This window comes from Sphaerothrix gracilis Ecp01 (assembly GCF_030405905.1).
In the GTDB taxonomy this organism is placed as follows: Bacteria; Cyanobacteriota; Cyanobacteriia; order Phormidesmidales; family Phormidesmidaceae; genus Sphaerothrix; species Sphaerothrix gracilis.
Genome location: NZ_JASATW010000010.1, coordinates 48084 through 70809, shown reverse-complemented (window position 1 = coordinate 70809; position 22726 = coordinate 48084). Strand labels below are relative to the sequence as shown.

The following is a 22726-nucleotide window of genomic DNA, read 5'->3' as shown; positions in this document are numbered from 1 at the left end:
CAGATGGTTTTATCTGCTCTCCGGTTACTTATTGTATCAATGAGTACCGAAATTTTTCATAAAACTTTACAGGCTTTCTGCCCAAAGGCATAACCTTTTCTGATGAGTAAGTGCTAACCGCTGGAAAAACGAGGCTTAAAAACTACGAAACAGGCACAGGGGCTGGCGCGGCAGAGTCAAAATGCTGGGCGATCGCCTGGGGTTGTCCCCAAAGCACCTGCTCGCGCTTGTAGATCACCATGCCGGGCTTAGACCCTTTGGGCTTATAAACGTTTTTCGGCTCAGTGTAAATCACGGGCACCTGATCGGCCTGACGGGCGCGGCTGAAATAGGCGGCGAGATTGGCCGTGTACTGTAGATCGGCCTCATCGGGCACGGCACCCGGTTCTAGACGCAGCAGCACGTGGCTACCAGGGATTTCCTGAGTGTGAAACCAGAGGTCGTAGTCGGTAGCGGTGCTGAAAGTAAGCTTGTCGTTTTGGCGATTATTACGGCCCACCAGCACTTCAAAGCCGCTGGGGGTTCGATAGCAATGAAACTCTGTCTGTTCGGGCGATCGCTGGCTGCCTTCTCGCTGGGCCGGATCGCTGAGATAGCCCTGAGCGATCAGCTCTTCATAAATTTCCTGCAGCGCCTGCAGGTCTTCTATCTCCTGGTAGCGATCTAAGTGCAGCAGCGCCGCTTCCACCTGCTCTAAATAGTTCATCTCTGAGCGCACTTCGGCAAGTAAAGGCTCAACGGCCCGGCGAGCACGCTTCAGCTTCTGATGCTGCTTATAAAGTGCCTGGGCATTTTGAATCGCATTTTTTTCCGGATTCAGCTTAATTTTGACTGGCTCTCCGGTTTCAAAGTCGGCTAGCTCCATTGACTGCATTCCCGGCTGCCACTGGTAGGCGTAGGCCATTAGCAAGTCGGCCTGCTGCCGCTGCTGATCTGCCTGGTCAGACTGCTCTAAGCGGGTGAGAAACGTGGCTTCTTTTTGCCGCAGCTTTTTTAATAGGTTTTGCAGCTTTTGGATCATGCGGTGGTGGAGCTGCTTAAAGAGCTGCAGATTCAGCTCATAGGTATAGTACTGCTGCAGCAGGCTTTGCCCGGTTTCTACTGGCTCTATCAGGCCCAACCCGGTGACGGTGTAGCCTGTTTCCGTCCAGCCGGGCTGAAACTCGCCCGCTTGGAGCTGCCGTAGCCAGCGTTGCCAAGCCTGAAAGAGCCGTTGCCAGTCGCTGGCGTTCAGGGTTTCGGTAGACTGGCTGGGACTGAGATCTGCTGCTTCAATCAGCGATCGCACTAAGGCCGAACTCAAGCCACCATACACCTGCATCATCATTTTTTTCAGCCCACCAGGAATCAGGCTAATGCGCTCCTGCCAGTCAGCCTGGGATTCGTCTAAGCTGGGCAGCGGATCGGTAATTGCAGGCGGCGGCTGGTAAATATCGCCCGTCTGAATCGGACGCACGCTGGACTGGCTCTCGCTCACCTGATGGGCGGCGGTGACAATCTGCTGATTTGCCGTAGTCAGAATGACGTTGCTGTACTTGCCCATAATTTCGGCATAGAGGTGCCACTGCACCGGATCGCCGGGGCGCTGGGCAAACTGTAAGTCCAGAACCCGCTCCCAGGGGGCGATCGCCTCAATCTGCACCAAAGCCAAACCGCCCAACTGATGCTTGAGCTGCTGGCTGAAGGTAAACGTATCTGGCAGGCGCGGCGGCGGCGCGTCTATATGAGTGCGGGCGGCTTGGGGATGCCAGGCGAGGGTGAGCCAGCCCCGCCGCTTCAGGGTGCGCAAGGCAATACAGACGGTGTAGCGATCGCGCTGATACACCTGCTCGCAGCGGGAGGGCAGCCACTGCGACCGCAGCTCGCTACAGACCGCCATCAGGGTAGTGAAGTCAACAGGTTGCATTTTCAAGACCGTCCGAACAATATAGGTAAATTAAAAAAATATGGGCGATATTCAGGCTTTATTCGGACTCCATGACCCGCTAGCCCCGCAACTCGCCGCGAGTCTCCATCCAGCGCGATCGCCTTAATTTTTTTTAGCTACCATTAAGTCTAAAGGATCTCTTTCTTAACGTCCGACTCGGTTCTCCACGCAAGTTATTCATGGACATTAAGCTGATAAATATTGGGTTTGGCAATATTATTTCTGCCAACCGAGTGATTGCCATTGTCAGTCCAGAGTCGGCCCCGATTAAACGGGTAATTACCGATGCTCGCGATCGCGGTGAGCTAATTGACGCTACCTACGGTCGCCGGACACGAGCCGTGGTGGTGATGGATTCAGGTCACATTATTCTCTCAGCTATTCAACCAGAGACAGTGGCGCATCGATTTGTTCCCAGCAAGGAAGTTACTAGCGACACTTAGGCGAGCACACTTAGGTGACTACACTTAAATATAACAGTATCTTTTCAGGCTAAAGATTGATCTTTTTCGGTATAGTCACTTATCTGAGCGGGCCAATATTACTTAAGCTAAAGTCCTTTAAACCCTGGTACATATTAGGTTATCTGAACCTGAGGTTAAATTTATTTTTATTTTCCGGATACGTATCTAAATTTGCTGAAGCATTAAGCAGTTCCTGGATTCTCTCTTATCTTCTTGAAAGGGGTACTGCTACCCATGCAGCGATATCAGTATCTACGGCAAATTCAGTCACTTGATCCGGTCACGCAGCACAGTCAGATTTGCTATTTATCAACTAGCTATGATTTTCCCTGGGCCACTAATCGCGCCTTAGAAATTGCCTTGTTGCGGACCTTTTGTGTCCCCAGTATTGCCGCAGTCCTCCAGCAGACAGGCAAGTTCGTTCACCGTTCGCAGCGGCGCTATGACGATACCGGCTTGCTGATCAGCAACCTGCTGCGCTGGGGCTATGACAGCCCTCAGGGAACAGCGGCGATCGCCCGCATGAATGCGATTCATAGTCGCTATTCAATCAGTAACTCAGACTTTCTCTACGTGCTGTCCACGTTTATTTATGAACCCGTGCGCTGGAATGCCCGCTTTGGCTGGCGTCCTTTCTGTGAGCAAGAACGACTGGCGCTGTTTTACTTTTGGCGAGCAGTGGGAGAGCGGATGTATATCCGGCAGCTTCCTGACACCTATGAAGCCCTAGAGCAGTTTAATTTACAGTTTGAGCAGCACCATTTGCGCTACTCGGCAGCCAACCGTCTGATTGCAGATGCGGTGCTGAAAATGCTGGCAGGCTGGTTCCCGGCAGTTGCCCGTCCCTGGGTGCGATCGAGTGTCTATGCCCTGCTTGATGACGCCATGCTAACGGCGCTCAACTGGCCGCAGCCCTCTGAGCGATCGCGCTTCTTGGTCACTAAAGCTCTAAAAATGCGGCAGCAAGCTCTCCGGTGGGCACCTCCTAGAAAACTCCCAGGTTTTGATCCTGACCCGATTTCAGAAGATTTGTTGACTGCCGAGCCTACCGATCCTTTTTCTGCAGCCTCAACTCCACCGCGATCGCGCTGCCCGTTTCACCAGATTTTGCAGCTTTCTCGCTAGCCCTGTAATCCTCAGCAGTCGCGGTGAGAGATAGCTTTACAATGGGGATGTAGCCGCCTGTAGGCTGTGCCGTCTAGCGACCTGTAGAGTATGTCTGCCTCCCCTTCTCGCCCTGCTTCTGTTGAAAAAATCGTCAAGCGCTTTCAGCGAACCTCCGATCCGAAGCGGCGCTACGAGCAACTGCTGTGGTTTGCCAAAAAGCTAGAGGCGTTTCCCGAAGCGGAGAAAACGCCGGAGAACAAGGTACCGGGCTGTGTTTCTCAGGTTTACGTCACGGCGGACTTAACAAATGAGGGAACGGTGGCTTTCAAGGCCGACTCCGATGCCCAAATTACTAAGGGGTTAGTAGCGCTGCTGATTCAGGCCCTAAACGGCCTCAAACCAGCTGAAATTGTGGCACTTTCTCCCGACTTCATCAAAGAGACGCAGCTAGATGTCAGCCTCACCCCCTCTCGCGCCAACGGCTTTTTTAACATTTTTAAGACTATGCAGAAAAAGGTGCTGCCCTTTATCGCAGACCCGGCTGAAACAGCGGCTATGACGGATTGATGAACTCAGATTCTGCCTATCCCAGAGATCTTGTCGGCTACGGTCGCACACCGCCCGACCCCCAGTGGCCCCAGCAGGCCCGCGTTGCCCTCCAGTTTGTCATCAACTACGAAGAAGGGAGTGAAAACTGCATTCTGCATGGAGATGCGGCTTCCGAAGCTTTTTTGTCAGAGAGTGTAGGGGCGCAGCCGCTGCTGGGCGTACGCAACCTGAACATGGAATCGATGTATGAGTACGGCAGCCGGGCTGGGTTCTGGCGCCTGCATCGGCTGTTTACCCAGCGGGGCTTACCTGTCACTGTGTTTGCGGTGGCGATGGCAATGGCCCGTAATCCAGAGGCGATCGCCGCCATGAGCGAAGCCGACTGGGAAATTGCCAGCCACGGCTACCGCTGGATTGACTATCAGTACGTGGGTGCGGAAACGGAGCGAGCACACATTCGCCAGGCCGTCGAAATTCATACTCAGGTGGCCGGAGCGCGACCTTTGGGATTTTATCAAGGGCGCGTCAGCCCTCATACCCGCTATTTAGTCACTGAAGAGGGCGGCTTTCTCTACGACTCGGATAGCTATGCTGATGACCTGCCTTACTGGGTACACGACTACGGCAAACCTCATTTAGTGGTGCCCTACACGCTGGACAACAACGATATGCGCTTTGCCACCTATGCCGGATTCAATGCCGGCGATCAGTTTTTTACCTACCTGCGGGACGCCTTCGATACCCTGTACGCAGAAGGGGCTGACGCGCCCAAAATGATGAGCGTAGGGCTGCACTGCCGCTTAGTCGGTCGTCCCGGACGCACCGCTGCCTTGGCCCGCTTTCTAGACTATGTGCAAAGCCGCGATCGCGTTTGGATTTGCCGCCGGGTGGATATCGCCCGCCACTGGCACACCCATCACCCTAGCGGACAAACTTGAGCTTGCGGCAGGCATAGGCGCACATCCGCAGTAGCACCAACCCCTCTTTGACATGGGCAATGTTGGATTCGCCGTAGCTGCGGGGCTGATAGCGAATCGGCACTTCTACAATGTGCAAATTGAGCTTGGCCGCGCCAAACAGCAGATCAAAGTCGCCGAAGGGATCAAATTCACCAAAATAGGCCCGTCCGGCAGCAATCCGCTGGTAGTCGCTGCGCCAGAGGACTTTAGTGCCGCAGAGGGTATCTTTCAGCCGCTGCTCTAGCAAAAAGGAAAACAGCAGGGCAAAAACCTTGTTGGCTAAAGTGTTGAGCCAGGGCATGGCCTGCCGCGATCGCGGGTAAACCAGCCGGGAACCGTTGATAAATTCGCCTTGCCCAGAGGCGATCGCCTCCAAGAAGTGCGGCAAATCCTCTGGCGGCACCGTCAAATCTGCGTCCAAAATCATCAGCACGTCTCCGGTGGCCGCCCCAAACCCTACCCGCACCGCATCGGCCTTACCTTTCCCGGTTTGCTGCAGAGCCTTGAGGGTAAACGGGCCGCGATAGGTTTGGCTCAGGTCCTGAATCGCCTGCCAGGTGCGATCGCTGGAGTGGCCTTCGACAAAAATTACCTCCGTGTGGCAGCCAAGCTGAGGCAGACGGGCGATCGCATCTGAAATATTGCCAGCTTCGTTCCGGGCCGGAATAATCACCGAGCAGCTTGGATTTAGCGGTCTTTCCCCTAGTCCTGGCTGGGGACGCGCTACGACGTAGTTGGTCAAGGCCAAATGCTTCACCAGCGGCAGGGGAGCCAAATAGCGATTTGCCAAGTCCGACAAGACCGGAATCCGCTTAGGCATCAGCAAACGGCGGCCGCGCTTTAACGGCGCATAGCCTGTAATCGACACCAGGTTGACAATATCGTCCATTGATAGCCAGCTTTGTACTGGCTGAGGGCGACGCTGACCAATGGATTCGGCAAACCGCAGCAGGGGTTCCCACAGATAGTTGTGAAAGGTTAGAATCAGCCGGGTTTTGGCATGGCAGAAGGGCTGGAGCCGCTGCAGGACGCTTTGAATGTCGCTGAGATAACCTAACACCCCGGACAGCACGATGTAGTCAAAGGGGGCCGAGTCACCCCCCAAGTCGTCAGGCGTCAGGGATTCGGCATCGAGACAGTAAAACTGTAGGTGGGGATGTTTGTGCTGGGCGATGGCGATGACGGTTGGGGAGAAGTCAATGCCGACGCCAACTGCCGGGGCCAGCGATCGCAGCAGATCTCCTGTACCGCAGCCAATTTCCAGCACTCGACTTTCAGGGGGAATCAAAAACTGGTGCAACCGTTCTAGATCGCGGTAGTAGTAGCGGTTGCGATCGCTCCAGCGATCCAGATCTGGGGCCATGCGATCGAAATAGGCTTTAATCTCGGCTTTAAGCAGATGATTAGAGCGATTGACGGTCTGGGACGACGGCGCTTGAATCACGATCTCTCACACTGACACACTGGGCTATTTTGCCACAGCACGAACGTGATGATTCTCAGGCCATAGGCCGAAGAAGATTAATTAGAGGGGCTGTAAATGGGCGGTACTGGACTCGAACCAGTGACATCCTGCTTGTAAGGCAGCACAGAGCGTATTTTGAAGGCTGTACTTACTGATTTTTCGTTGGTGATTACCCGTTTTTGGGTATCACTTGGGTATCAGAGAGAATGAATAACAGAAACTACAAAATCTCGATAGAGCAACCTAGAGGCATATACAGACTGAGATTTAGAGTAAAGGGTAAGCGCTATAGCTTAAGCACTGGAAGCAGCAAGCTTAGAGACGCTGAGAATCTTAGAGAGACATTGCAAGCAGAATTAAGGCTTGATGATTCAGAGCAATCGATCTCTAGAATTCTTGAGAAGTATGCACCTAGAACCAAGCAATCTCATTTGCCTACTAAATTGCTTAGTAAACAGATAGAGCTATGGAAGCAGTATGTAGGGCATAAGATCGCTACGGGCATCAAAGAAAAAACCGTAAGGGATACCTACAACGTAATTGAGCGCTACATATCTCTATGTCCTCATCAATCCCTTAAGCAGCACCAAAAAGCCTACAAATGGTATCTAGGCAACTGTAAGGGCAAGCAGGCTAGACGGGTATTCATGCACCTTTCAGCGGCTCATAAGTGGGGATTGAAGCAAGGCTTAGTAGAAGCTAACCCCTGGGATGGCTTATATAGAGATCTGCCTAAGCCTGATTACGAGATCGAGGATCAAGCTAGGCCGCTTTCACCGAGCGAACTTACAGCTATCCATGAAGCACTAGAGCACGCTCCACATAGCCGCTATAAAGACTTGGTGCTATTCATGCTTTACACGGGCTGTAGACCTTCTGAGGCTATAGGGCTACGGCTGAGAGACATTAAGCATGATCACATCCGGTTTTGTAGAGCGATTACCCAGTCAGGCGGCAGACTCATCTACAGCGACAGCACCAAAACTAAGCGCGATCGCATATTTCCTGTATCGGGTAAGCTTTCTGATTTACTAAGTAATTTAGCTAGCAATTCAGAACAGACAGACTCAGACGCTCTGTTGCTGAATCAGGCAGGAAAACCCATCAGCTACAACAACTTCAGTAGGCGATGCTGGAGCAAGATAGCACCAGCAGATACAACGCCTTACAGCCTTAGAGATACATTCATCACACAGCAGCTTATAGCGGGCTACAGCGCGACCGTGGTAGCGAACTGGGTAGGCAACAGCACTCAGACTATTGAGCGCTCCTACATGGGCAGAGCGCAGCTAGCAGCACTGAAGCCCGCTTACTAGAGTAGGGCTAGAAGGATAGCGAGGAGAATAACCGTAGTAACGCCCTGTAGGCACAATAGCTTAGCGAGTAGATCGTGAGTGGACTGATCATTAAGCATCTAGATGTATCGCTCCAATAGAATTACAGGTTTCATCATCCCATGTAGGTGTAGATCTGCTCGTTTAAGCTTCACTGTTGCAATAGGGCGTCGCTTTGGTAACTGATACTGCTTGCCTAGTATCTGTTTACGCTCAACTTTATTGAAATTCTTTCCTGAAACTGATTCAGACAAGAACTCTTCATTAAAGGGAACTTCGGGACGTACATCTAAAATGCGCTTGATAAAGTCTAGCCCTTCAGCCTTTGTGTAAGGTGCGACTACAAGTTCTAAGCCGTGTTGCTTATCTTTGTAGGAGAGTTTCAATCTGCCAGTTTTGAACTTATAAGAGATAGGAAATTGCTGATTTATAGCATTAGTTACCCTAGTTTTTTCAGCGCTACTAAAGCTCTCTGCGGTTGCATTCATGTATCGAAAGCTAGCCCGTACCCGCTTACGTCGCGGCTTAACGTTTCCCGCTGCAACTTCCTTAGCTGCTCTAGGATCGTAAAGGCTTGTAGGTTCTTCAAAGTGTAAAATTACCTGCGGTCTGTAAGTGACTACTTCGTCATACATTCCAGCGGGAATACCATAGATAATCTCATCAAGCAAGCCTCTATTCTGCCGAACCATGAAAAAATTCAGCATTTTTATAGTCATGATCGCAGCAGTATCATTGTCTTTGATTAAGCAGTTATTTCGTAACACTGCTTCCGGCGATGCGTAGTCATCATCGCTAATATCCTCTCTAAAAGCTTTACGAACTTCTCGATTGTAGTAAAGCATGAGAGAGCTTTGTAAATGCTCAAATTCGCTAGGCGGTACAGGCATCTTAAGGCGCTCCTATAGTTTGAGGATCAAACTCAGGCTCACCCATGTTTATAGGTGCTTCTGAGTCAATTTTGTTTTCGGTTTCAGCAGTGGTTATAGGAATACTGTATGTATCGTTATCCCCGTAGCCTGCTTCTGCAATCAACCCGGTTAGGTTTGTGCGCTCATTACCTAGTTCCTGAATTGTTGACTGGATACTGCTTACTTCTCCAGCGATCATACTTACTGAATCGGTAGCAGTTTCAGCGGCTTCAAGCTTGGTAAACATCTTATTCCACGAGCTAGACTGCTGGTAGATTTTGTCCATCCTTTCAGACATCCAGCCATAAGAGTTCTCCAAAACAGAACCCGATCGCCGTAAACCATTGCCTATCCTCGCTACATATTGCCCTGTAACCTCTGCAATGGTTCTAGAGCTATCTAAAACGGCATAGGTCAGATAAAACAAATTAGTCGCGGATTGATAGATCCTATTAGCTTTCTCTAAAGTTTCTTGAATTCCTGATATATTCTCTTCTCCTACCATATTAGTAATTAGATTCGTAATCTTATCAGTAATTAAATTAGTTACTGATATTTGATTACCTGCATTATCTTCTAATTGAACTCCAAAGATGTTAAACACACTATCCACTGCCCATAAGGCCGATTCCCCGATATTTCGGGATAAGAAGTAGGCATTATGCAAAGTGATAGCGTAGTTAGCAACATTTAGGAATCTATCAATTTGCAAGAAATCCCATGTCTTGTTAAGCAATGCGCCTGAAGCCTGAACGGCTGTAAGGATTGCTGTAGTGGTTGTGCTTAAAAAACCTAGCTTGCCTGTATGACTTGTGGTAGTTGCATCGATCTTCCTAAGCAATGCTTTTGATTCCTGATCCACTATTTCCTCCCTGATAATTCTGGTTACTCCGTTCTTACCGTCTTTACCATTGATGCCGTTTTTGCCGTTTAGTCCTGGCAAACCTGGTAAACCTGGTAAACCGCGATCGCCCTTTAATCCTGGTAAACCTTGCGGGCCTCTATCACCTTTCTGTCCTGGCGCTCCATCCTTACCGGGTAGCCCTCTTATTCCTGGCTCACCTTTATCGCCTTTCGGCCCCGGTATGAGTGCCCTACTAGCAGCGCCACGGGCAACGCTTAGCGCTGTGTTGGCTGTGCTTTGAGCTAGGTCTACAGCGGTTTTCACTCCGTAAACGACAGCAGCAGCGGTTAAAGCTTGGTTAGCAACACTTAGAGCTTTTTGAATGTTTGTCTTGTTTTCTGCCGAGCGGTTAGCCGCTGTTATGGCGGCGTAGGTTGCGTCGTTAAGCTCTTTATCGAATGCTTTAAGAGCTTGTGTAGCTTCATTAGCTTTCTTGAGAGCGCTTATAGCATCCTCGCTAGCTGTTTCTGCCTTACTTCTCGTAATACCCATAGAAGTAAGGATTTTATTCACATTGTTTTCTAATAGCTCAAATCGTTTGTTAATAGCTTCTAAACTTTTCTTTACTCCTATAGAATTTAATAGATTAAATACGATATCAACAACAGCAGCGATAGACGCTACCTTTCCTGCTAAATCTAATACTTTGCCGCTAATTCTCCCTACCTTTCCTGCTAGCTCATCGCTTACCCCTAAAGCCCTTCTGGCACTGGTCACAGCATTATCAATTCTCCCTGATAGCCTAGAACTTATGTTCTTGGCATCCCTGGCAGAGAGCAAGGCATCAGACGAATTCCTAATAGCCTGAGAACTATTCATGATAGCCTCAGTGCTTTTTGCCGTCGCGCGTTGAACTTCGTTTCTTACGGCGAATATCTGTCTATCATTCCTTCTAATAGCATCAGTTAGCGGCCCTGTTCTGAGGTTAACGAATTGCTGTGTTGCAAATGTTCCTCCCAGCAATGCAACAAGCTTTCTTTTATCAAATCCACCGGATTTTTCAAGCTTATCGATTTTTCTCTCTATTCGTCTAAGCTGTTTTTCTAGCTCGTCACATGTTGTCATATTTTCCTTGCTATTCTTAGGAGATTCTTACAACATTTGCATTGCCCGTTAGGGTTTTGCTCTGGATCATCTTCTCTGTTACCAGGGGGGATAATTACTTCATGGCAACTTTCTGGAGATCCATAGAAGGAAGCAAGAATTAAGTCACCTGAGTATATGTCGGTTATGCATTGCAGTTCCCCGCAAGCATCCAGCAGTCCATCCGGTCTAACTATTGGAGTGTGACCTAAGAATCTTTGCCTCTCTGCTGTCGCCGGATTGGTACTCGTTCCCTCGCCTATATCTAGCCAGTCTAAAAGGCTATTTCCGCTTCCCCTGCTATGAATAAAAACCCCGTATCTTTGGTTAGGTGGATATCTACCTAAGCCTCTAAAACCGATTTGATATACAGGGCCATAAAACCCAAACTTTCCAGTCCTAACGCTTCCATTAGAGCGCCTGACAGACGTAGTGGTTTGATAAAAAGCTCCCTGACACTGCCCCGGCCTAAAACCAATTCGGCGTTCTACTCTAAGCTTTCCAGCACTGTTAAAGGGTGTTGCTTCTTTAGGCTGGAAAATCTCTTCTCCAGCCTGCTTGATGTAATACTTCAAGCTCATTAGACAACCTCATCAGGGTCAGTGCTAATGTTTCCAGCGCTTCTATAAAAGCTCACAGCATACTGTTGCTCAATCTGGGTATTGTTTCGAGCAAGCGCAAAAAACGGAGCGTCGCCAACGTAAACACCTGCTTCTGAATCATCCTGCTTTCCTGCCGTGTTAGTTTGCCAGTGCTTTACTAACGCTGCTGCTACCTGAGAGGCTGAAGGACTAGCGCCATCTAAGCCAGTCGCTGCAAGATCGGCAAGGGAGATTGTCAGCGTTGAGCTTGTTAAGGTTGCACTGCTGCCGAATAGCTGAGAAGCGGTTAAAGCTGACATAAAAAATCCTCTGAGAAAAAATGAGCCTAGCCTAACTCACTCCCTCAGAGGATTTCAAATTGCTAACTAATTTAGTTAGCAAATGAATTTTGACAGCCTTCAGTAGATCTTCACTGACTCTCAGAATTCACTCGATAGGCTAACAACGCGACCGTATTAGATAAGCCTATGACTTCCTTTCTTGTTTCGTGCAGTTCCAGCCGTAAAGCTTCGTCTGTTTTCTTGCTTTCGATATCAGCTAATCTAAGCTGATCTGTTGTTAGCTCTATCTTTTGAATGCGTAGATAGACAGCTAACAGGCCGCCAGTTATAGGCGTTGCTGCTGCTATTGACGCTATCACAATGGCTAGTATCTCACCCATTCTTATGCCCCTTGGTATGCTCCTATATTGCTGCTGTAAGCATTTCCGTATAGATCAAATGGCTCATTGTTGCCCGCTACCGTAACGGCATCTAGTAGGGGTGAGCCTGCAAGTGGTCTGTATTGCCAGATTGACTTAAATGATGCATTCGCACCTATGAATAAAGGATCTGCCTGAATACCTGTATTAGCTGCATTGCGCCGTTCGTGATTACCCGCTCTAAAGTTAGCCAAACCATTAAGGCTTGAGCCGTTTCTATTAAATACAGGATTACCACTGCTGGAGAAATACAGATTATCGTTAATTCTCATGTTTGACGTATTGTTGCCTACAACCCTCAAAACAACGTGATTAGCAACCGTGTAGATAACATTATTGCGAATGTCACCCGTGTTAGCTGAGTTGCCCACTTCAATGCCAGCAGCACCAGGAATAGTGGAAGCAGGCATGATGATTGTATTAAAGGCAACCTCACAGTCTAATACAGGTACAATTCCAGCGCTGGAGTCACTACCGTAAACCTTGATGTAAGCATCGCTTCCTGTTACATCCTGAGTGCAGCAATTGATAAATATGTTGCCAATTACCTTATGGCCGCTACCGCCGATAATCAAAGCGCCATAGCCGTAACAATCAACCGCAATGTTATTGATAATTGCGCAGTTGGTACACGTAATGTCGATGTCATATGCGCCGCAATCTGTATCACTCAAATTGCCTCTAGCGCCTGTTACAGTGCAATTTGAAATAATCCCATCATTACAGCGGTATAGCCAAAATGCATTGTCGGCCTGAGACGTTACCAAGCTGCTGTTATGCCCGCTAAACGTGCAATTGTCGATCAGAACTCCGGTAGCATTGCCGACTACAATTCCGTTGCCCTCTTGCGGCTCTACATGGCAATTTCTGACAATTGCTTTATGGCCTCTATGGGCATCATTGCTTGAGTAAATCAGAATATCCCGCTTGTGAGCCGAGCAACGAACGCCGATAACTTCAGCATCAATATTTACAGTGCTGCTTGAGCCGCTGCCTATCGACACGGGGCGATCGAAACCTTTGACACTGCAATTCAAAACCTTAGCGGTAATATCCGCATTCGTAAGGTTTGAATAAATCTGAATTCCGTGAAAATTTGTGGAACCGCTAATGATATCTAGGTTTTCAACCCTTGCAGATCGGTTGTAGACATCAAAACCTAAGTTGTTGCCGAAGACTAACTTTGCTCTGCCATTGCCGTAGCTACCAAAGATATAAGGCTTAGTGCCTGTATCTGCTGAAGTACCGCTATGTATTCCAATTTTGCCAGCTAGCTGCAAAGTGTCGCCGCCACGAAACAAAACTGTATCGGGCTGGCTATTAGTTTCCTTCAAACCAGTATTAGTGAGAAATGCTTCAAATTCACTAACACTAAATGCATTAGCAGGCGATAAGCCATTCCCACCAGCACCAGGAACATTAGCTACATAGTAGGTGTTCCCTAGTAATACGCCGCTGATAGACTCTTCAGCTAATTCAATGGGGAACGAAGCAGAATCGCTTGCTTTGGCAATAACAGGTGAATACTTTCTAAGAGTGGCTAGGCCATTAAAGGAAGATGAAGGATCGAAACTTTTCCAGCTTCCATTTACTAGGCTAAACACTACCTTGAAATCATTCGCAGTGATTACACTAGCTGGATCGGCTCCATCCAATCCGAACCAAGGGGAACCATCTAAAGGAAAGTTGAATTCAGTTTTAGGCATTCCCTTTTTTACGCCTCTGCTACTAGGTTTACAGTGCCATCAGCGAAGCTGCCTAGATAGCTGGCACCTGAACTATTTAAGGTGAATCGGAATTGCTTACCCAGATAGCGTGTAGGCAAGTCGATCGCGCCTACCTGGGAACCGCCGATATACAGGTCTGTACGTGCTGGCAAGTCGCCGGAAGCAGTAGACAAGTTGAATTCCAACGTGTCGCCAGCCGTAGCGGTTAGCGATACTCCATCATCAGTTTGTCCACTGCTGATCGATTGCGTGAAACTTAGTGGAGCTGAGCCAGTACCGCCTAAGCCTTTATCGATTGTAGTGATAGTGATGCTATCAGGATCCACGTATTCTAAAGGTGACGCATTCTCATTGAAAAACTCAATGGTGATTGAGCCTTCACCTTTGTTTGTATAGGTGTAATCCGTAATATTAGTTCCCCGATAGGAAACCATCTCAGCGTAGTCGCCGGATTGATTATCGGTAAAGTTGAAAGTGAATTTACCGACAGCATTCTTAACCACGCTAGCAATATTTACAGCATTACTCAGCGTCGCGCTAGCTACAGCATATTCAGCATAAGCGGTTAAGCGAATGGGGCTAGCAGCAACAGCCTCAGCGCTAGCAGCATCGATAATAGCTTGAATGTTGATAGGTGTTTTTTGGCCGCTCATCTTCTATTCCTTACGTTAATGGTTATCTCTTTAGGGTCAGTATCGTTCCCAAAAGTATTGTCGTAGAATCTAACCGAAAACCCTGTTAGTGATTCATCGTATGTAGAAGAATCATTAATAGGATTATCAGTTTTCCAATTGATAGTAACTACATAGTCCTTAACAGCCGCTTCAATGAAATCAAATCTGTATCTGCCTGTAGATATCTTGCTAGCTGTAATGTTTATTCCATCTCTGATAGTGTTGCTTTCGACATCGTAAACACCGTAAGCAAAATCGGATACAGGAATAGCTACGTTTGTGATTTCAAGGCTAACTGATGCGGTAATGCTATCAGTATCGACAGGGACATAATGAGAAATGCCTGATCCTTTAATCCATACGTTTACCCCTATTCCATTGCGAGCAAAAAGCTTCAGAGAATCGTAGTTTGCACCATAAGGCGCTAACAGGAAGTTTTGATAGTTTTCTAGCTTATGAAACTCTGGTTGCACAAAATAGCCAGAGTCCCATTTTGCAAAGTTAAGGAATACAGGGGTTAAAAACCGCCCCCACACAATTGCATACGGCTTGGGATAACGAGATATTTCTACCTTTACCGCTTCAATGATTTCAGGAAATTTGAAAAATAAAGGGGATTTTCCATCAAATGTATGATTTGAAATGACTTGAATGAAGTCTGCCATTAATGGTTTATCCCCTTTATTCAATAAGAGAGCTATCTAGCTCAGCTCAGAAGTGATGGTAACGGCTACCGTAACTTCAGCAATTCGGACATCCCGATCCGTGAATGCGCCTTGCTGGGCACCTTTAATAGCACGTACCGATTCAATGTTGTTGCCTTCAGCCTCGCTGAAAACTTCAGCCTCATTGACTGAAGCGCTCCAGCTTGCACCAGTCCAATACTCGCTAGACGCGCTTGCTTCATCCGGCCCAGAAACTAGAATCCAGTTCATGTTTTGTTGTTCTCCGTTTGGTAGGTAATTTAGTTAGCAAATAGAAACGAATACAGAAACCTAGATGGTTTCGACAGTCCGGACACGCGGGCGAACTAAGGTAATTTTGCGCTGACGGTAGTTGCCACCGCTGACAGTAGAGGCAAAAGTATCCGCTTTTCCTGGCATGACCATGATCACGAATTGCCCATCCGGCAAGGCACCGGGCTGATCATACTTAATCTCAAAGGGAATGCCGCCGACACGGGCAATGTCAAGCTGCTTGCGAGCAACAACGGTTTTGTTTTCGCCTAGAACTTTGGTGTAACCAGCAGCGGTAAGGATCCCTTCTTCTACATCCTTAAAGAATGTCTGCCGTACAGCGGTTGTAGCAGAGAGATCGCCGTAATAAGTGTTCTTTGTCCGTTTGGCTTGTTGCGCCATAGCTGAAAACCTCAGAAGTGATGTACTCAACTTAGCCCTGAAAATCTCAGTTCTGGCTAGCGGTAAAACCTATAGCTTTTGGTAAAACCCCACTAGATCGGCATAAGATGGATTTTTTGCAAGAGCCATCTATACCATTTTTTGTCACCTACTATACTGAAGCGCTTATAAAGAGAAAGCGAATATAATTAGAATAACGTTACGCTTTTATAAGGAGCGTATGAAGAATGGGCAGAAATTTGAAGTTCGGCGTACCCGCTAAGGCTAAGCGAGTGCCTGAGATTATGCCTGATGAGGTGTTGGATGAAGTGATCGAGCGATGGCTAGAACTGGATTGCCCCGATCGTTCAGAAATTGAAATCACAATAAAGAAAAAAGAGCAACCGAGTAAGGATGTATAAAAAAATAAATTAGAAGTTCAGTATATTTACGGATTTCTAATTCAGGGCTAACAGTGCATGATGTGATTGTCGAGGAAAACGTAACGTTACTAAAAAGGTAAGGGGGAATCGATGGAACCAGAAAAAATATGCCATGTTGGCGGCCCTTTGTTTGGACAATTTGCTGGATTTCTCACGGTAGAAGTCGAAAGCGGTCAGTTAATGTTTGATTTCAAGCCATCAAAAGAATATCCACATCTAGTAGGGAAGAACTTTAGATATCGGTTGATCGCTAATACTCGCTCTAGCATCAAACGCGAAATTCCTGAAGCGCGTTTCATTTTCTAGGATTTCGTAACGTTTCGATATTCACCAACTAAAAAAGGCGACAAAGTGAACAGAACAATCATTGACAACCTCAAAGCAACATACCGAGACAGCATTATTGACCTGCGATTGATGCACATCTCTTTATTGCAGCTTGAAACGAATTCATATGTGATAGAGACACATAGACAGGCAAGCTTGATAAATGTTCAAACAGCGATCGAGGAACTTGAAACAGAGTCTTTATCGCCTGTCTGTTGCAAGCTAGACAAAGCAGAATTGGAGCTAATATGCAAGTCTTTAACCATATCCAAGCGGGTCAATGAAGGCAAGCCTAATCCTGAAGCTATCAAGCGCTATAACGCGACTTGCAGACTGCTTGGAAAGCTAAAAAAACAGCTTGAAGCTTTAAGCTAAAACGTAACGTTACGGAATTAGGGCGAGGTGACTAAGCCCTGTATTCACTTTCAATTGCTAACCAATTTACCTAGTAAATAGGAGAAAACAGAAAAATGGCTACAAATGATCAAAACCCTGGCGGTACTGAAAAAAGCAAAGAGCTGGAACGAAAAGGCCGTGAAGTTAGAGAGGGCGAGCAGTGGCAGCAACCACATAAAGGCAAGTCAATAACGATTGCTTTGCTGATAGCTACAAGCTTAGCTGTGCCACTGCAAAAACCAGCGCTAGCAGATGACGGCAGACCTGATGATCTAAACAACCCTTGCCCTATTTACGTTCCCGGTCGCGGTTGTGTTCCATCCTGGGTAGTTCTATGAATCAGTTTGAGGTCAAGTGCATATTCCCTAATAGCGGGACAAACCAGATCTACACGTTCAGTTTCAGTGCTGAAAATCCTACTGAAGCATTCTCTAAGTTCCATCAAAGATTTAGAGATGAAGTATACCAAATCAAGTCGATCAAGAGAGGGTAGCCATGTCTTATCAAGACAAGAATTCAGAGCTAATAAAAACTGAGCTAGCCAACCAAAAAGCAGAGTTTGTAGATATACAGAAAGTTATCCAAACTGCTCAGTTAAAACTCGCTCTGTTGTTGATTGAAAGCTCCAACGATGAGGATCTAAGAGAGGCTGCAAAGCATTTATGCGAGTGCAGTAAGTCAGTTAGTGATTACTACATTAGAAAGCTTGCAGAGTAGCCAAGCTCGACAAGGGGTGCAATTCCCCTTACAGGTATTCCCGAAAGGGAAGTAAACAAATAAAAGGAATGCAAAGCAATGTCTAAGTCTAACGAGTCTGCAAAGCTTCAGGTTACTCGCACTAACGTTATTGCCGTTTGTGATGAGTTGGTAGCAGCCGGAAGAACTCGGTTTACAAATCGAGAAGTAGCCGATCGTTTTGAGTCTCCTACGTCTCCTAAAATCCCCGTCTATACGGCAGATTATCGTGAAGAGAATGCTATGAAGCTTACCTTTTCTTCTCTGCCTGAAGCGGTACAGCAGCACATTAAAGACCAGGATGAAACTATTCAAGATCTACGCAACACTATCGACGATCTACGGGCTGAGTTAGCGAACGAAGGCAGCTTCTTTGAGTCGGGTGCGCACGAGCAAAACTAGCAGCAGTAAACCAATAGAAATAAGGGGTGAAATTCCCCTTTTTATCTCAATGCAGAAAGTGAAATGGTACCTGGTACTGTACGGGTATTTCAATAGGGCACCATCGCCAGAGATGCTTGAAGATGGCGGCTTGTGGGAGGAAAAGCTGTGCCATATACAGGGTGACAGTCGATTCGACCCCAAACAACCTAGAGCCGTTAATTACGATCGAGATTTCGTGATCAAGTGGCTAGTTAACAAGCTACTCAAAAAGCTAGAACCCGCCAACTATAACGAGCTGCAAAAGCTAATTTCCGAAGCCTGGAGGGTGTGGAAAGATGAAGAAAAGGCTGACAGGGAAAAGAGCCGCGAAGGGTTTTTGGATTGACCCTTTAGATTTCAAGCGGCATCCCTCAAAGGCGAATGATCGTTGCAAGTGGTTTGACTCAGAGCTAGAATTCACCGTCTATTTAGCCCTGAGACAAACTAAAAAACAAGTGATTATTAAGCCTTCAGTGGTAGTCATTCCATCGTCTCAAAAGTATCAAGAGAAAGTATGGAAATGCGATTACTGTCTACTAGCAGGCAAAACAATCTATGTAGAGGCTAAGGGCAAATGGCTTCTGCACGATAAGGCAGAATTGGAGCTTTTTAGGATGAAGCTTCAATGTATTGAATACTTCCGGCCTGATTTGTTTGAGAATTTAATTCTCGTATCAGATGAAGTGTTCAAGATCGACGGAAATGTATCAACAATTCACTACCAACAATTAAGAGGATCAATAGATGGCATTCTTTAGAAACCCAGCGAATGAAAGTAAAGGCGCTCCATATGCGACCCTTGGAGGGAAAATCGAGGAGCAGAATGTTAAGGCTGAATTCTCAGACCTGCGATTCGTTTCAGATGATGAGAACGTCACTGTATACGCCTATTTTACAAAGTTCAGTGAAGTAGTAGTAGAAAAGGAAGATGGAAAGTGGAACCGTAAAGATCTTCCTGATGAAGTACACAGCTTCAGCATTCGATCGAGCGGTGAATCACTGGTAGAGAAGTCTCTGTTTAAGTTCTTCAAAGAAGAGTTAAGCGAGGATAAAAACTACAGTGGCAGAATCGATTTTTCTGGAACTCCTACCCTTAGCATTTACCTCTCTGGAAAGAATGAGGATGGAGAAGAGGTAGATGATAATGTCATCAAAACTATCATTCTGCCATCTCTCATCAAGTGCAAAGAAGTTGAGCCATCCGGCAAAATCGATGCTAGCAAGCTCAAAGTTCGCAAGGGTAAAAAAGGCGGCGGTAACTGGAGCAATGCGGCCTCTCAGAGCGCTAAGGAAGCTTATGCAGAGCGCTACGCTATCTTCTGCGAGCTAGTGGGTGCTAAGGCTGATGAAGGCTTGCTAGTGGCGTCTATGCAGCTAAAAGATCTGATGCCAGCGGCAGAGGATAGAGAGATATTTCTAGCGGTTCTAGATGTGGTTCTAGGCTAGATTCCCCTGTCTTTCCCTGTTTGCTAGGTAAATCACTTAGCAAATGGGGATAGATAGCCCTTAGCTTCCAGGAATAGCGAATAGAAGGGAAGTTGCAAACTATCAACAGCTTTGAGAATGGCAGACGATATTGACTTTGATTATATAGACCCCGATGAAATCTACTCCCAGTTTGAAGAGTCAATCTTGGAGTTCTGGGAGGATGACTTAAATTTCGCTGAGAATGTCATCAACATCTTAGGAAAATGCTTAATCATTCCCTACCCAGATATCCAGTTACCCATCATTGCATCCTATATTCTGGGTTCTCAAAAATGGGCTAGAGTCCTCCCTTTAATGTTCCATTACGGTGATAAAGGATCGGGCAAAAGTACCACAGCGTTTATCGCTGCTAGGATACATGGTTTCAAGCAAACTCATGCAGCAAAAGACACTGTTGTTGCTCTCAGGAACACTCTAGATAATAGCCGTTGGCTTAATCCAGAAACCAAAACGAAGGAACGCGATGGAGTCATCTTATGTTGGGACAACGTAGGGATTGATACTCTTGATGATCCTGACGTATACGAACTGATGTTAATCGGCTATGACAGGAACTCCAGCCGCAAGGCAACGGGGGGTGAGGTTAAAGGGACTAATGCCGAATACGAGACTTTCGCTCACAAGCTGTTCTCAAGTGTTCATGCAATTCATGAGAATCCTTCGTATGACGAATTGCACAGACGTTTATTAATGATCAGGCATAAGCCTTACCACTTAATGTCTGATGCTGAGAAAAAAGGCAATCAGTGCAATCCTGATACTTTGGTCAATTTCAATAACTATAACTGGGATGCATTAAGTGAAAAGTATTTCTCTTTCTGGAGAAGCAGAGATGTAGTTACCCTGTACGTTCAAACTCGCAAGGCGCTAACCGCATCTAAAAAGACTTTCGACATCCCTATGAGTTCTAATAGATGGGTGATAAGCATTGATATTCTTTGCACAATGATAGTTCTGAAAATCGCAAAGAATATTCCTGAAGCTATCAGCATAATGCAGGCTCATTGGAACTACCTTGATGAGAACTTCAAGAATGTCAATTCTGAGATGGAAATGGTAGAAAGCTACCTATATGAAATGCTTTCATCTCAAAAAGTCTCTCAAGATGTGGCTAGGGCTACTGGCAAACAGCCTGAGAAACTGAAAATTCAAGCTGCCTTAGTCGGGCAGTTCTTAAAAGACAGAATTCGCCTAGGAGAGATTGACAGCGAATATAACAAGGTGAAGAAACAAGTCGCTCTAATGAACGGCTTGGGCTATTCAAGGCGAACGATAGACGGTGAAATATTCTGGGTAGAAAAAATCTAACTTTCTATCTCTCAATTTGCTAACCAAAATAGTAGGTAAATGAAATGACACTCTCTCAGATGACTGATGCCATTGAAGGCAAAAAAGGCGACATTACAAGCGCCTACGAGCGCAACTTGCTACCTAGCTCTATGGAATTAAAGCTAGCTGCTGGAGAAGCTTTAATGCTTGCTTGGAATGCTGCCATAAGCGCTGATAACGAAGCAGAGCGCAACTGGCTGGAGTATGCGGCTACATACATCCACCTAGCGCTAGAGCGCTCTTATGAAGGCTATTCATCGGGGTTCAGACCATACGAACTACAGCCTAGCTATCTGTCTGTAGTTGAACTACAAAACGTACCTTGTGGCGAGTTGTTTAGGGAGATAGGCGGCAATGCATAGTTACATCAAAGAAGAGATACAGGTAAAAAACTTACAGGTAGGCGACACAATAGAATTCAACGCTAGCCGAACTCTCAACCCATCTCTTAAGCACCAGAGAGAACAGCATCTACCTATGCAGGGAAGCATCAAAGCGATCGAGACTTACCCTAGCGGTTTAACGGTGATAGAAACTTACGGCTCTATCTGCATTAAATACACTGCACCTACAACATGGGTACACAAGCTGGTAGAGGATCCTCATCAGTGGGTAGGGTATGAAGCGCCTATGCAGATTAATAATCAGGGTGCAACATTCGAGGGAATTAGCATTGAGTAACTAGAGCAGTTAGCAGTAACCAAGGGGAATAGAAGCAATGGCAATGTATTCTGTGAACATAGAAATCGATGTTGAGACTATCGATACTATTAATCAAGACTCAATTGCACTCAAGCTACAAAATGCAATTGATTCAGTGATTAGTCCATCAGACCAACTAGACTGTGAAATTTTGATAGAAGCTAATTACGACTGCAAGCGATGCGAGGATGCTCGTTTTATTGAAGTAAGAACCGATGTCGATAGCTTCACTAAAAAGCCTTGTCCTAGTTGCAACAGCGCCTTAGATCAGTATTAGGAAGAGAAAAAATGCCTGCTATTTTCACTAAATGCAATTCAATTAACGATGAGCGATTTACCCCTAAAGAGTGGATGGATAAAGCAGCAAAGCTAATCTGCATTGATAATTTTGAGCATGATTTTGCTACATGCTCTCAAGCAATTGAGTATCACGGGTCAATTCCTAACAACTACACTAGAGAATACTCGTTTCTAAATGCTCATTGGATATTTAAGGAAAATTGGTTCCTTAATGCGCCTTTTAGCCTAAATTTAGAGTTCGGATACCACTTGATGAAGATGGCTGACGCTGGCTTATTAGGCGATGGAATCATTCTATGCAATGCCAACACCGAAACAAGATGGTTTAGGAATTATGCAAAAATATCCGATTGGGTATGGTTCCCTAGCAAGCGTGTTGACTTCCTTAACCCTGAGACGCTAGAGCCTGTAAAGAATAATCCTAAGCCGCAAGCTTTCTTTATTAGAGCCAGCCATATCCCTAAGCCTGAAGATGGGATTCTAGCCAAGCTCGACACGGTTACTCACCCGCCAGCGCGATCGCGAAAAGGAAAATCCTTAAAGAGCAGTACCACGGGCAACTAGATCAACTGCTCTGAGAAGCAGAAAAACTAAACGTTGACATCTAAGCTAATACATGCTTAGGTATCGGATGGGTATCACTGGCGGTTAGCTCAGTTGGTAGAGCGCCTGAAGAAACGCTGAAACCTTTATCCTGTAAGCGATGGGCGGTACTGGACTCGAACCAGTGACATCCTGCTTGTAAGGCAGGCGCTCTACCAACTGAGCTAACCGCCCCCGTTGCTTGCCGAATTGTATTGTAGCAGACCTACCCGCTCTGTGTACCCCCTTTTGGAAATT

At 46.7% G+C, this 22726-nt stretch carries 30 protein-coding genes and 1 tRNA gene; 19 read left to right on the top strand and 12 right to left on the bottom strand.

The genetic code is table 11. The features are described from left to right. Positions 1-142: 142 nt before the first annotated feature. Positions 143-1906 (bottom strand): Rqc2 family fibronectin-binding protein, encoded by a 1764-nt coding sequence (locus QJQ48_RS12745; RefSeq protein ID WP_346291615.1) that lies wholly within the window; start codon positions 1904-1906, stop codon positions 143-145. Positions 1907-2106: 200 nt separating this feature from the next. Here QJQ48_RS12745 and remA point away from each other — a divergent pair, with 200 nt between their 5' ends. From remA to puuE, 4 genes are all read left to right on the top strand, one after another. Then, positions 2107-2370, top strand: a complete 264-nt coding sequence (remA, locus tag QJQ48_RS12740; RefSeq protein WP_346291614.1) for an extracellular matrix/biofilm regulator RemA — start codon at positions 2107-2109, stop codon at positions 2368-2370. A gap of 255 nt (positions 2371-2625) precedes the next feature. Next, a complete protein-coding gene (locus tag QJQ48_RS12735) occupies positions 2626-3516 on the top strand; it encodes an oxygenase MpaB family protein (protein ID WP_346291613.1) in 891 nt (296 codons plus the stop codon). Between the two features lie 90 nt (positions 3517-3606). After that, a complete protein-coding gene (locus QJQ48_RS12730) occupies positions 3607-4065 on the top strand; it encodes a SufE family protein (protein WP_346291612.1) in 459 nt (152 codons plus the stop codon). Then, positions 4065-4985 carry an allantoinase PuuE gene (gene puuE / locus QJQ48_RS12725; protein WP_346291611.1) on the top strand — a complete coding sequence of 307 codons (921 nt, stop codon included), beginning with the start codon at positions 4065-4067 and terminating at the stop codon, positions 4983-4985. Before QJQ48_RS12730 ends, puuE begins: the two co-directional genes overlap by 1 nt. Here puuE and QJQ48_RS12720 read toward each other — a convergent pair. Then, the gene (locus QJQ48_RS12720; protein WP_346291768.1) at positions 4969-6369 is read right to left on the bottom strand and encodes a glycosyltransferase; all 1401 of its coding nucleotides are present in this window, start codon (positions 6367-6369) and stop codon (positions 4969-4971) included. The two genes, puuE and QJQ48_RS12720, sit on opposite strands and share 17 nt — an antisense overlap. Before the next feature lie 281 nt (positions 6370-6650). Here QJQ48_RS12720 and QJQ48_RS12715 point away from each other — a divergent pair, with 281 nt between their 5' ends. After that, positions 6651-7787: a tyrosine-type recombinase/integrase gene (locus tag QJQ48_RS12715; RefSeq protein WP_346291610.1), complete on the top strand. Its 1137-nt coding sequence runs from the start codon at positions 6651-6653 to the stop codon at positions 7785-7787. Positions 7788-7885: 98 nt separating this feature from the next. Here QJQ48_RS12715 and QJQ48_RS12710 read toward each other — a convergent pair whose 3' ends face one another. The 9 genes from QJQ48_RS12710 to QJQ48_RS12670 form a co-directional block, all read right to left on the bottom strand. Continuing rightward, positions 7886-8695: a hypothetical protein gene (locus tag QJQ48_RS12710; protein WP_346291609.1), complete on the bottom strand. Its 810-nt coding sequence runs from the start codon at positions 8693-8695 to the stop codon at positions 7886-7888. A 1-nt stretch (position 8696) separates the two neighbouring features. Beyond that, the gene (locus tag QJQ48_RS12705) at positions 8697-10685 is read right to left on the bottom strand and encodes a collagen-like triple helix repeat-containing protein (RefSeq protein WP_346291608.1); all 1989 of its coding nucleotides are present in this window, start codon (positions 10683-10685) and stop codon (positions 8697-8699) included. Positions 10686-11283: 598 nt separating this feature from the next. Then, complete coding sequence (locus tag QJQ48_RS12700; protein WP_346291607.1) at positions 11284-11604, bottom strand: hypothetical protein; 321 nt, start codon at positions 11602-11604, stop codon at positions 11284-11286. A gap of 110 nt (positions 11605-11714) precedes the next feature. Beyond that, complete coding sequence (locus QJQ48_RS12695) at positions 11715-11966, bottom strand: hypothetical protein (RefSeq protein ID WP_346291606.1); 252 nt, start codon at positions 11964-11966, stop codon at positions 11715-11717. Between the two features lie 2 nt (positions 11967-11968). Continuing rightward, complete coding sequence (locus tag QJQ48_RS12690; protein WP_346291605.1) at positions 11969-13711, bottom strand: right-handed parallel beta-helix repeat-containing protein; 1743 nt, start codon at positions 13709-13711, stop codon at positions 11969-11971. Between the two features lie 8 nt (positions 13712-13719). After that, on the bottom strand, positions 13720-14385 hold the full coding sequence (locus QJQ48_RS12685; protein WP_346291604.1) for a hypothetical protein: 666 nt from the start codon (positions 14383-14385) through the stop codon (positions 13720-13722). Further along, positions 14382-15071, bottom strand: a complete 690-nt coding sequence (locus QJQ48_RS12680; RefSeq protein ID WP_346291603.1) for a hypothetical protein — start codon at positions 15069-15071, stop codon at positions 14382-14384. The genes QJQ48_RS12685 and QJQ48_RS12680 overlap by 4 nt, the downstream gene beginning before the upstream one ends. Before the next feature lie 36 nt (positions 15072-15107). After that, positions 15108-15341: a hypothetical protein gene (locus tag QJQ48_RS12675; protein ID WP_346291602.1), complete on the bottom strand. Its 234-nt coding sequence runs from the start codon at positions 15339-15341 to the stop codon at positions 15108-15110. A 60-nt stretch (positions 15342-15401) separates the two neighbouring features. Further along, on the bottom strand, positions 15402-15764 hold the full coding sequence (locus QJQ48_RS12670; RefSeq protein WP_346291601.1) for a hypothetical protein: 363 nt from the start codon (positions 15762-15764) through the stop codon (positions 15402-15404). Between the two features lie 227 nt (positions 15765-15991). On the opposite strand from QJQ48_RS12670, the gene QJQ48_RS12665 reads away from it, so the two are divergent. From QJQ48_RS12665 to QJQ48_RS12600, 14 genes are all read left to right on the top strand, one after another. Continuing rightward, positions 15992-16165 carry a hypothetical protein gene (locus QJQ48_RS12665; protein WP_346291600.1) on the top strand — a complete coding sequence of 58 codons (174 nt, stop codon included), beginning with the start codon at positions 15992-15994 and terminating at the stop codon, positions 16163-16165. 111 nt (positions 16166-16276) lie between these two features. Continuing rightward, positions 16277-16492, top strand: a complete 216-nt coding sequence (locus QJQ48_RS12660; protein ID WP_346291599.1) for a hypothetical protein — start codon at positions 16277-16279, stop codon at positions 16490-16492. 45 nt (positions 16493-16537) lie between these two features. Next, positions 16538-16888, top strand: coding sequence for a hypothetical protein (locus QJQ48_RS12655; protein WP_346291598.1), 351 nt, complete (start codon positions 16538-16540; stop codon positions 16886-16888). A 95-nt stretch (positions 16889-16983) separates the two neighbouring features. Further along, positions 16984-17247 carry a hypothetical protein gene (locus QJQ48_RS12650; RefSeq protein WP_346291597.1) on the top strand — a complete coding sequence of 88 codons (264 nt, stop codon included), beginning with the start codon at positions 16984-16986 and terminating at the stop codon, positions 17245-17247. A 157-nt stretch (positions 17248-17404) separates the two neighbouring features. Then, a complete protein-coding gene (locus QJQ48_RS12645) occupies positions 17405-17626 on the top strand; it encodes a hypothetical protein (RefSeq protein ID WP_346291596.1) in 222 nt (73 codons plus the stop codon). 78 nt (positions 17627-17704) lie between these two features. Further along, positions 17705-18046 carry a hypothetical protein gene (locus QJQ48_RS12640; protein ID WP_346291595.1) on the top strand — a complete coding sequence of 114 codons (342 nt, stop codon included), beginning with the start codon at positions 17705-17707 and terminating at the stop codon, positions 18044-18046. Between the two features lie 49 nt (positions 18047-18095). Next, entirely contained in the window at positions 18096-18413 is a 318-nt protein-coding gene (locus QJQ48_RS12635; protein ID WP_346291594.1) for a hypothetical protein, read from the top strand. Continuing rightward, positions 18364-18825 carry a hypothetical protein gene (locus QJQ48_RS12630; protein ID WP_346291593.1) on the top strand — a complete coding sequence of 154 codons (462 nt, stop codon included), beginning with the start codon at positions 18364-18366 and terminating at the stop codon, positions 18823-18825. The genes QJQ48_RS12635 and QJQ48_RS12630 overlap by 50 nt, the downstream gene beginning before the upstream one ends. Continuing rightward, positions 18812-19513, top strand: a complete 702-nt coding sequence (locus QJQ48_RS12625; RefSeq protein WP_346291592.1) for a hypothetical protein — start codon at positions 18812-18814, stop codon at positions 19511-19513. The genes QJQ48_RS12630 and QJQ48_RS12625 overlap by 14 nt, the downstream gene beginning before the upstream one ends. 117 nt (positions 19514-19630) lie before the next feature. After that, a complete protein-coding gene (locus tag QJQ48_RS12620; RefSeq protein ID WP_346291591.1) occupies positions 19631-20863 on the top strand; it encodes a hypothetical protein in 1233 nt (410 codons plus the stop codon). A gap of 44 nt (positions 20864-20907) precedes the next feature. Continuing rightward, positions 20908-21246, top strand: a complete 339-nt coding sequence (locus QJQ48_RS12615; protein ID WP_346291590.1) for a hypothetical protein — start codon at positions 20908-20910, stop codon at positions 21244-21246. After that, positions 21239-21565 (top strand): hypothetical protein, encoded by a 327-nt coding sequence (locus QJQ48_RS12610; protein WP_346291589.1) that lies wholly within the window; start codon positions 21239-21241, stop codon positions 21563-21565. The genes QJQ48_RS12615 and QJQ48_RS12610 overlap by 8 nt, the downstream gene beginning before the upstream one ends. A gap of 37 nt (positions 21566-21602) precedes the next feature. Then, positions 21603-21863: a hypothetical protein gene (locus QJQ48_RS12605; RefSeq protein ID WP_346291588.1), complete on the top strand. Its 261-nt coding sequence runs from the start codon at positions 21603-21605 to the stop codon at positions 21861-21863. An 11-nt stretch (positions 21864-21874) separates the two neighbouring features. Next, positions 21875-22450 carry a DNA N-6-adenine-methyltransferase gene (locus QJQ48_RS12600; protein ID WP_346291587.1) on the top strand — a complete coding sequence of 192 codons (576 nt, stop codon included), beginning with the start codon at positions 21875-21877 and terminating at the stop codon, positions 22448-22450. A gap of 140 nt (positions 22451-22590) precedes the next feature. On the opposite strand, the gene QJQ48_RS12595 is transcribed toward QJQ48_RS12600, so the two are convergent. Next, a tRNA-Val gene (locus QJQ48_RS12595) sits at positions 22591-22663 on the bottom strand. Positions 22664-22726 lie beyond the last annotated feature (63 nt).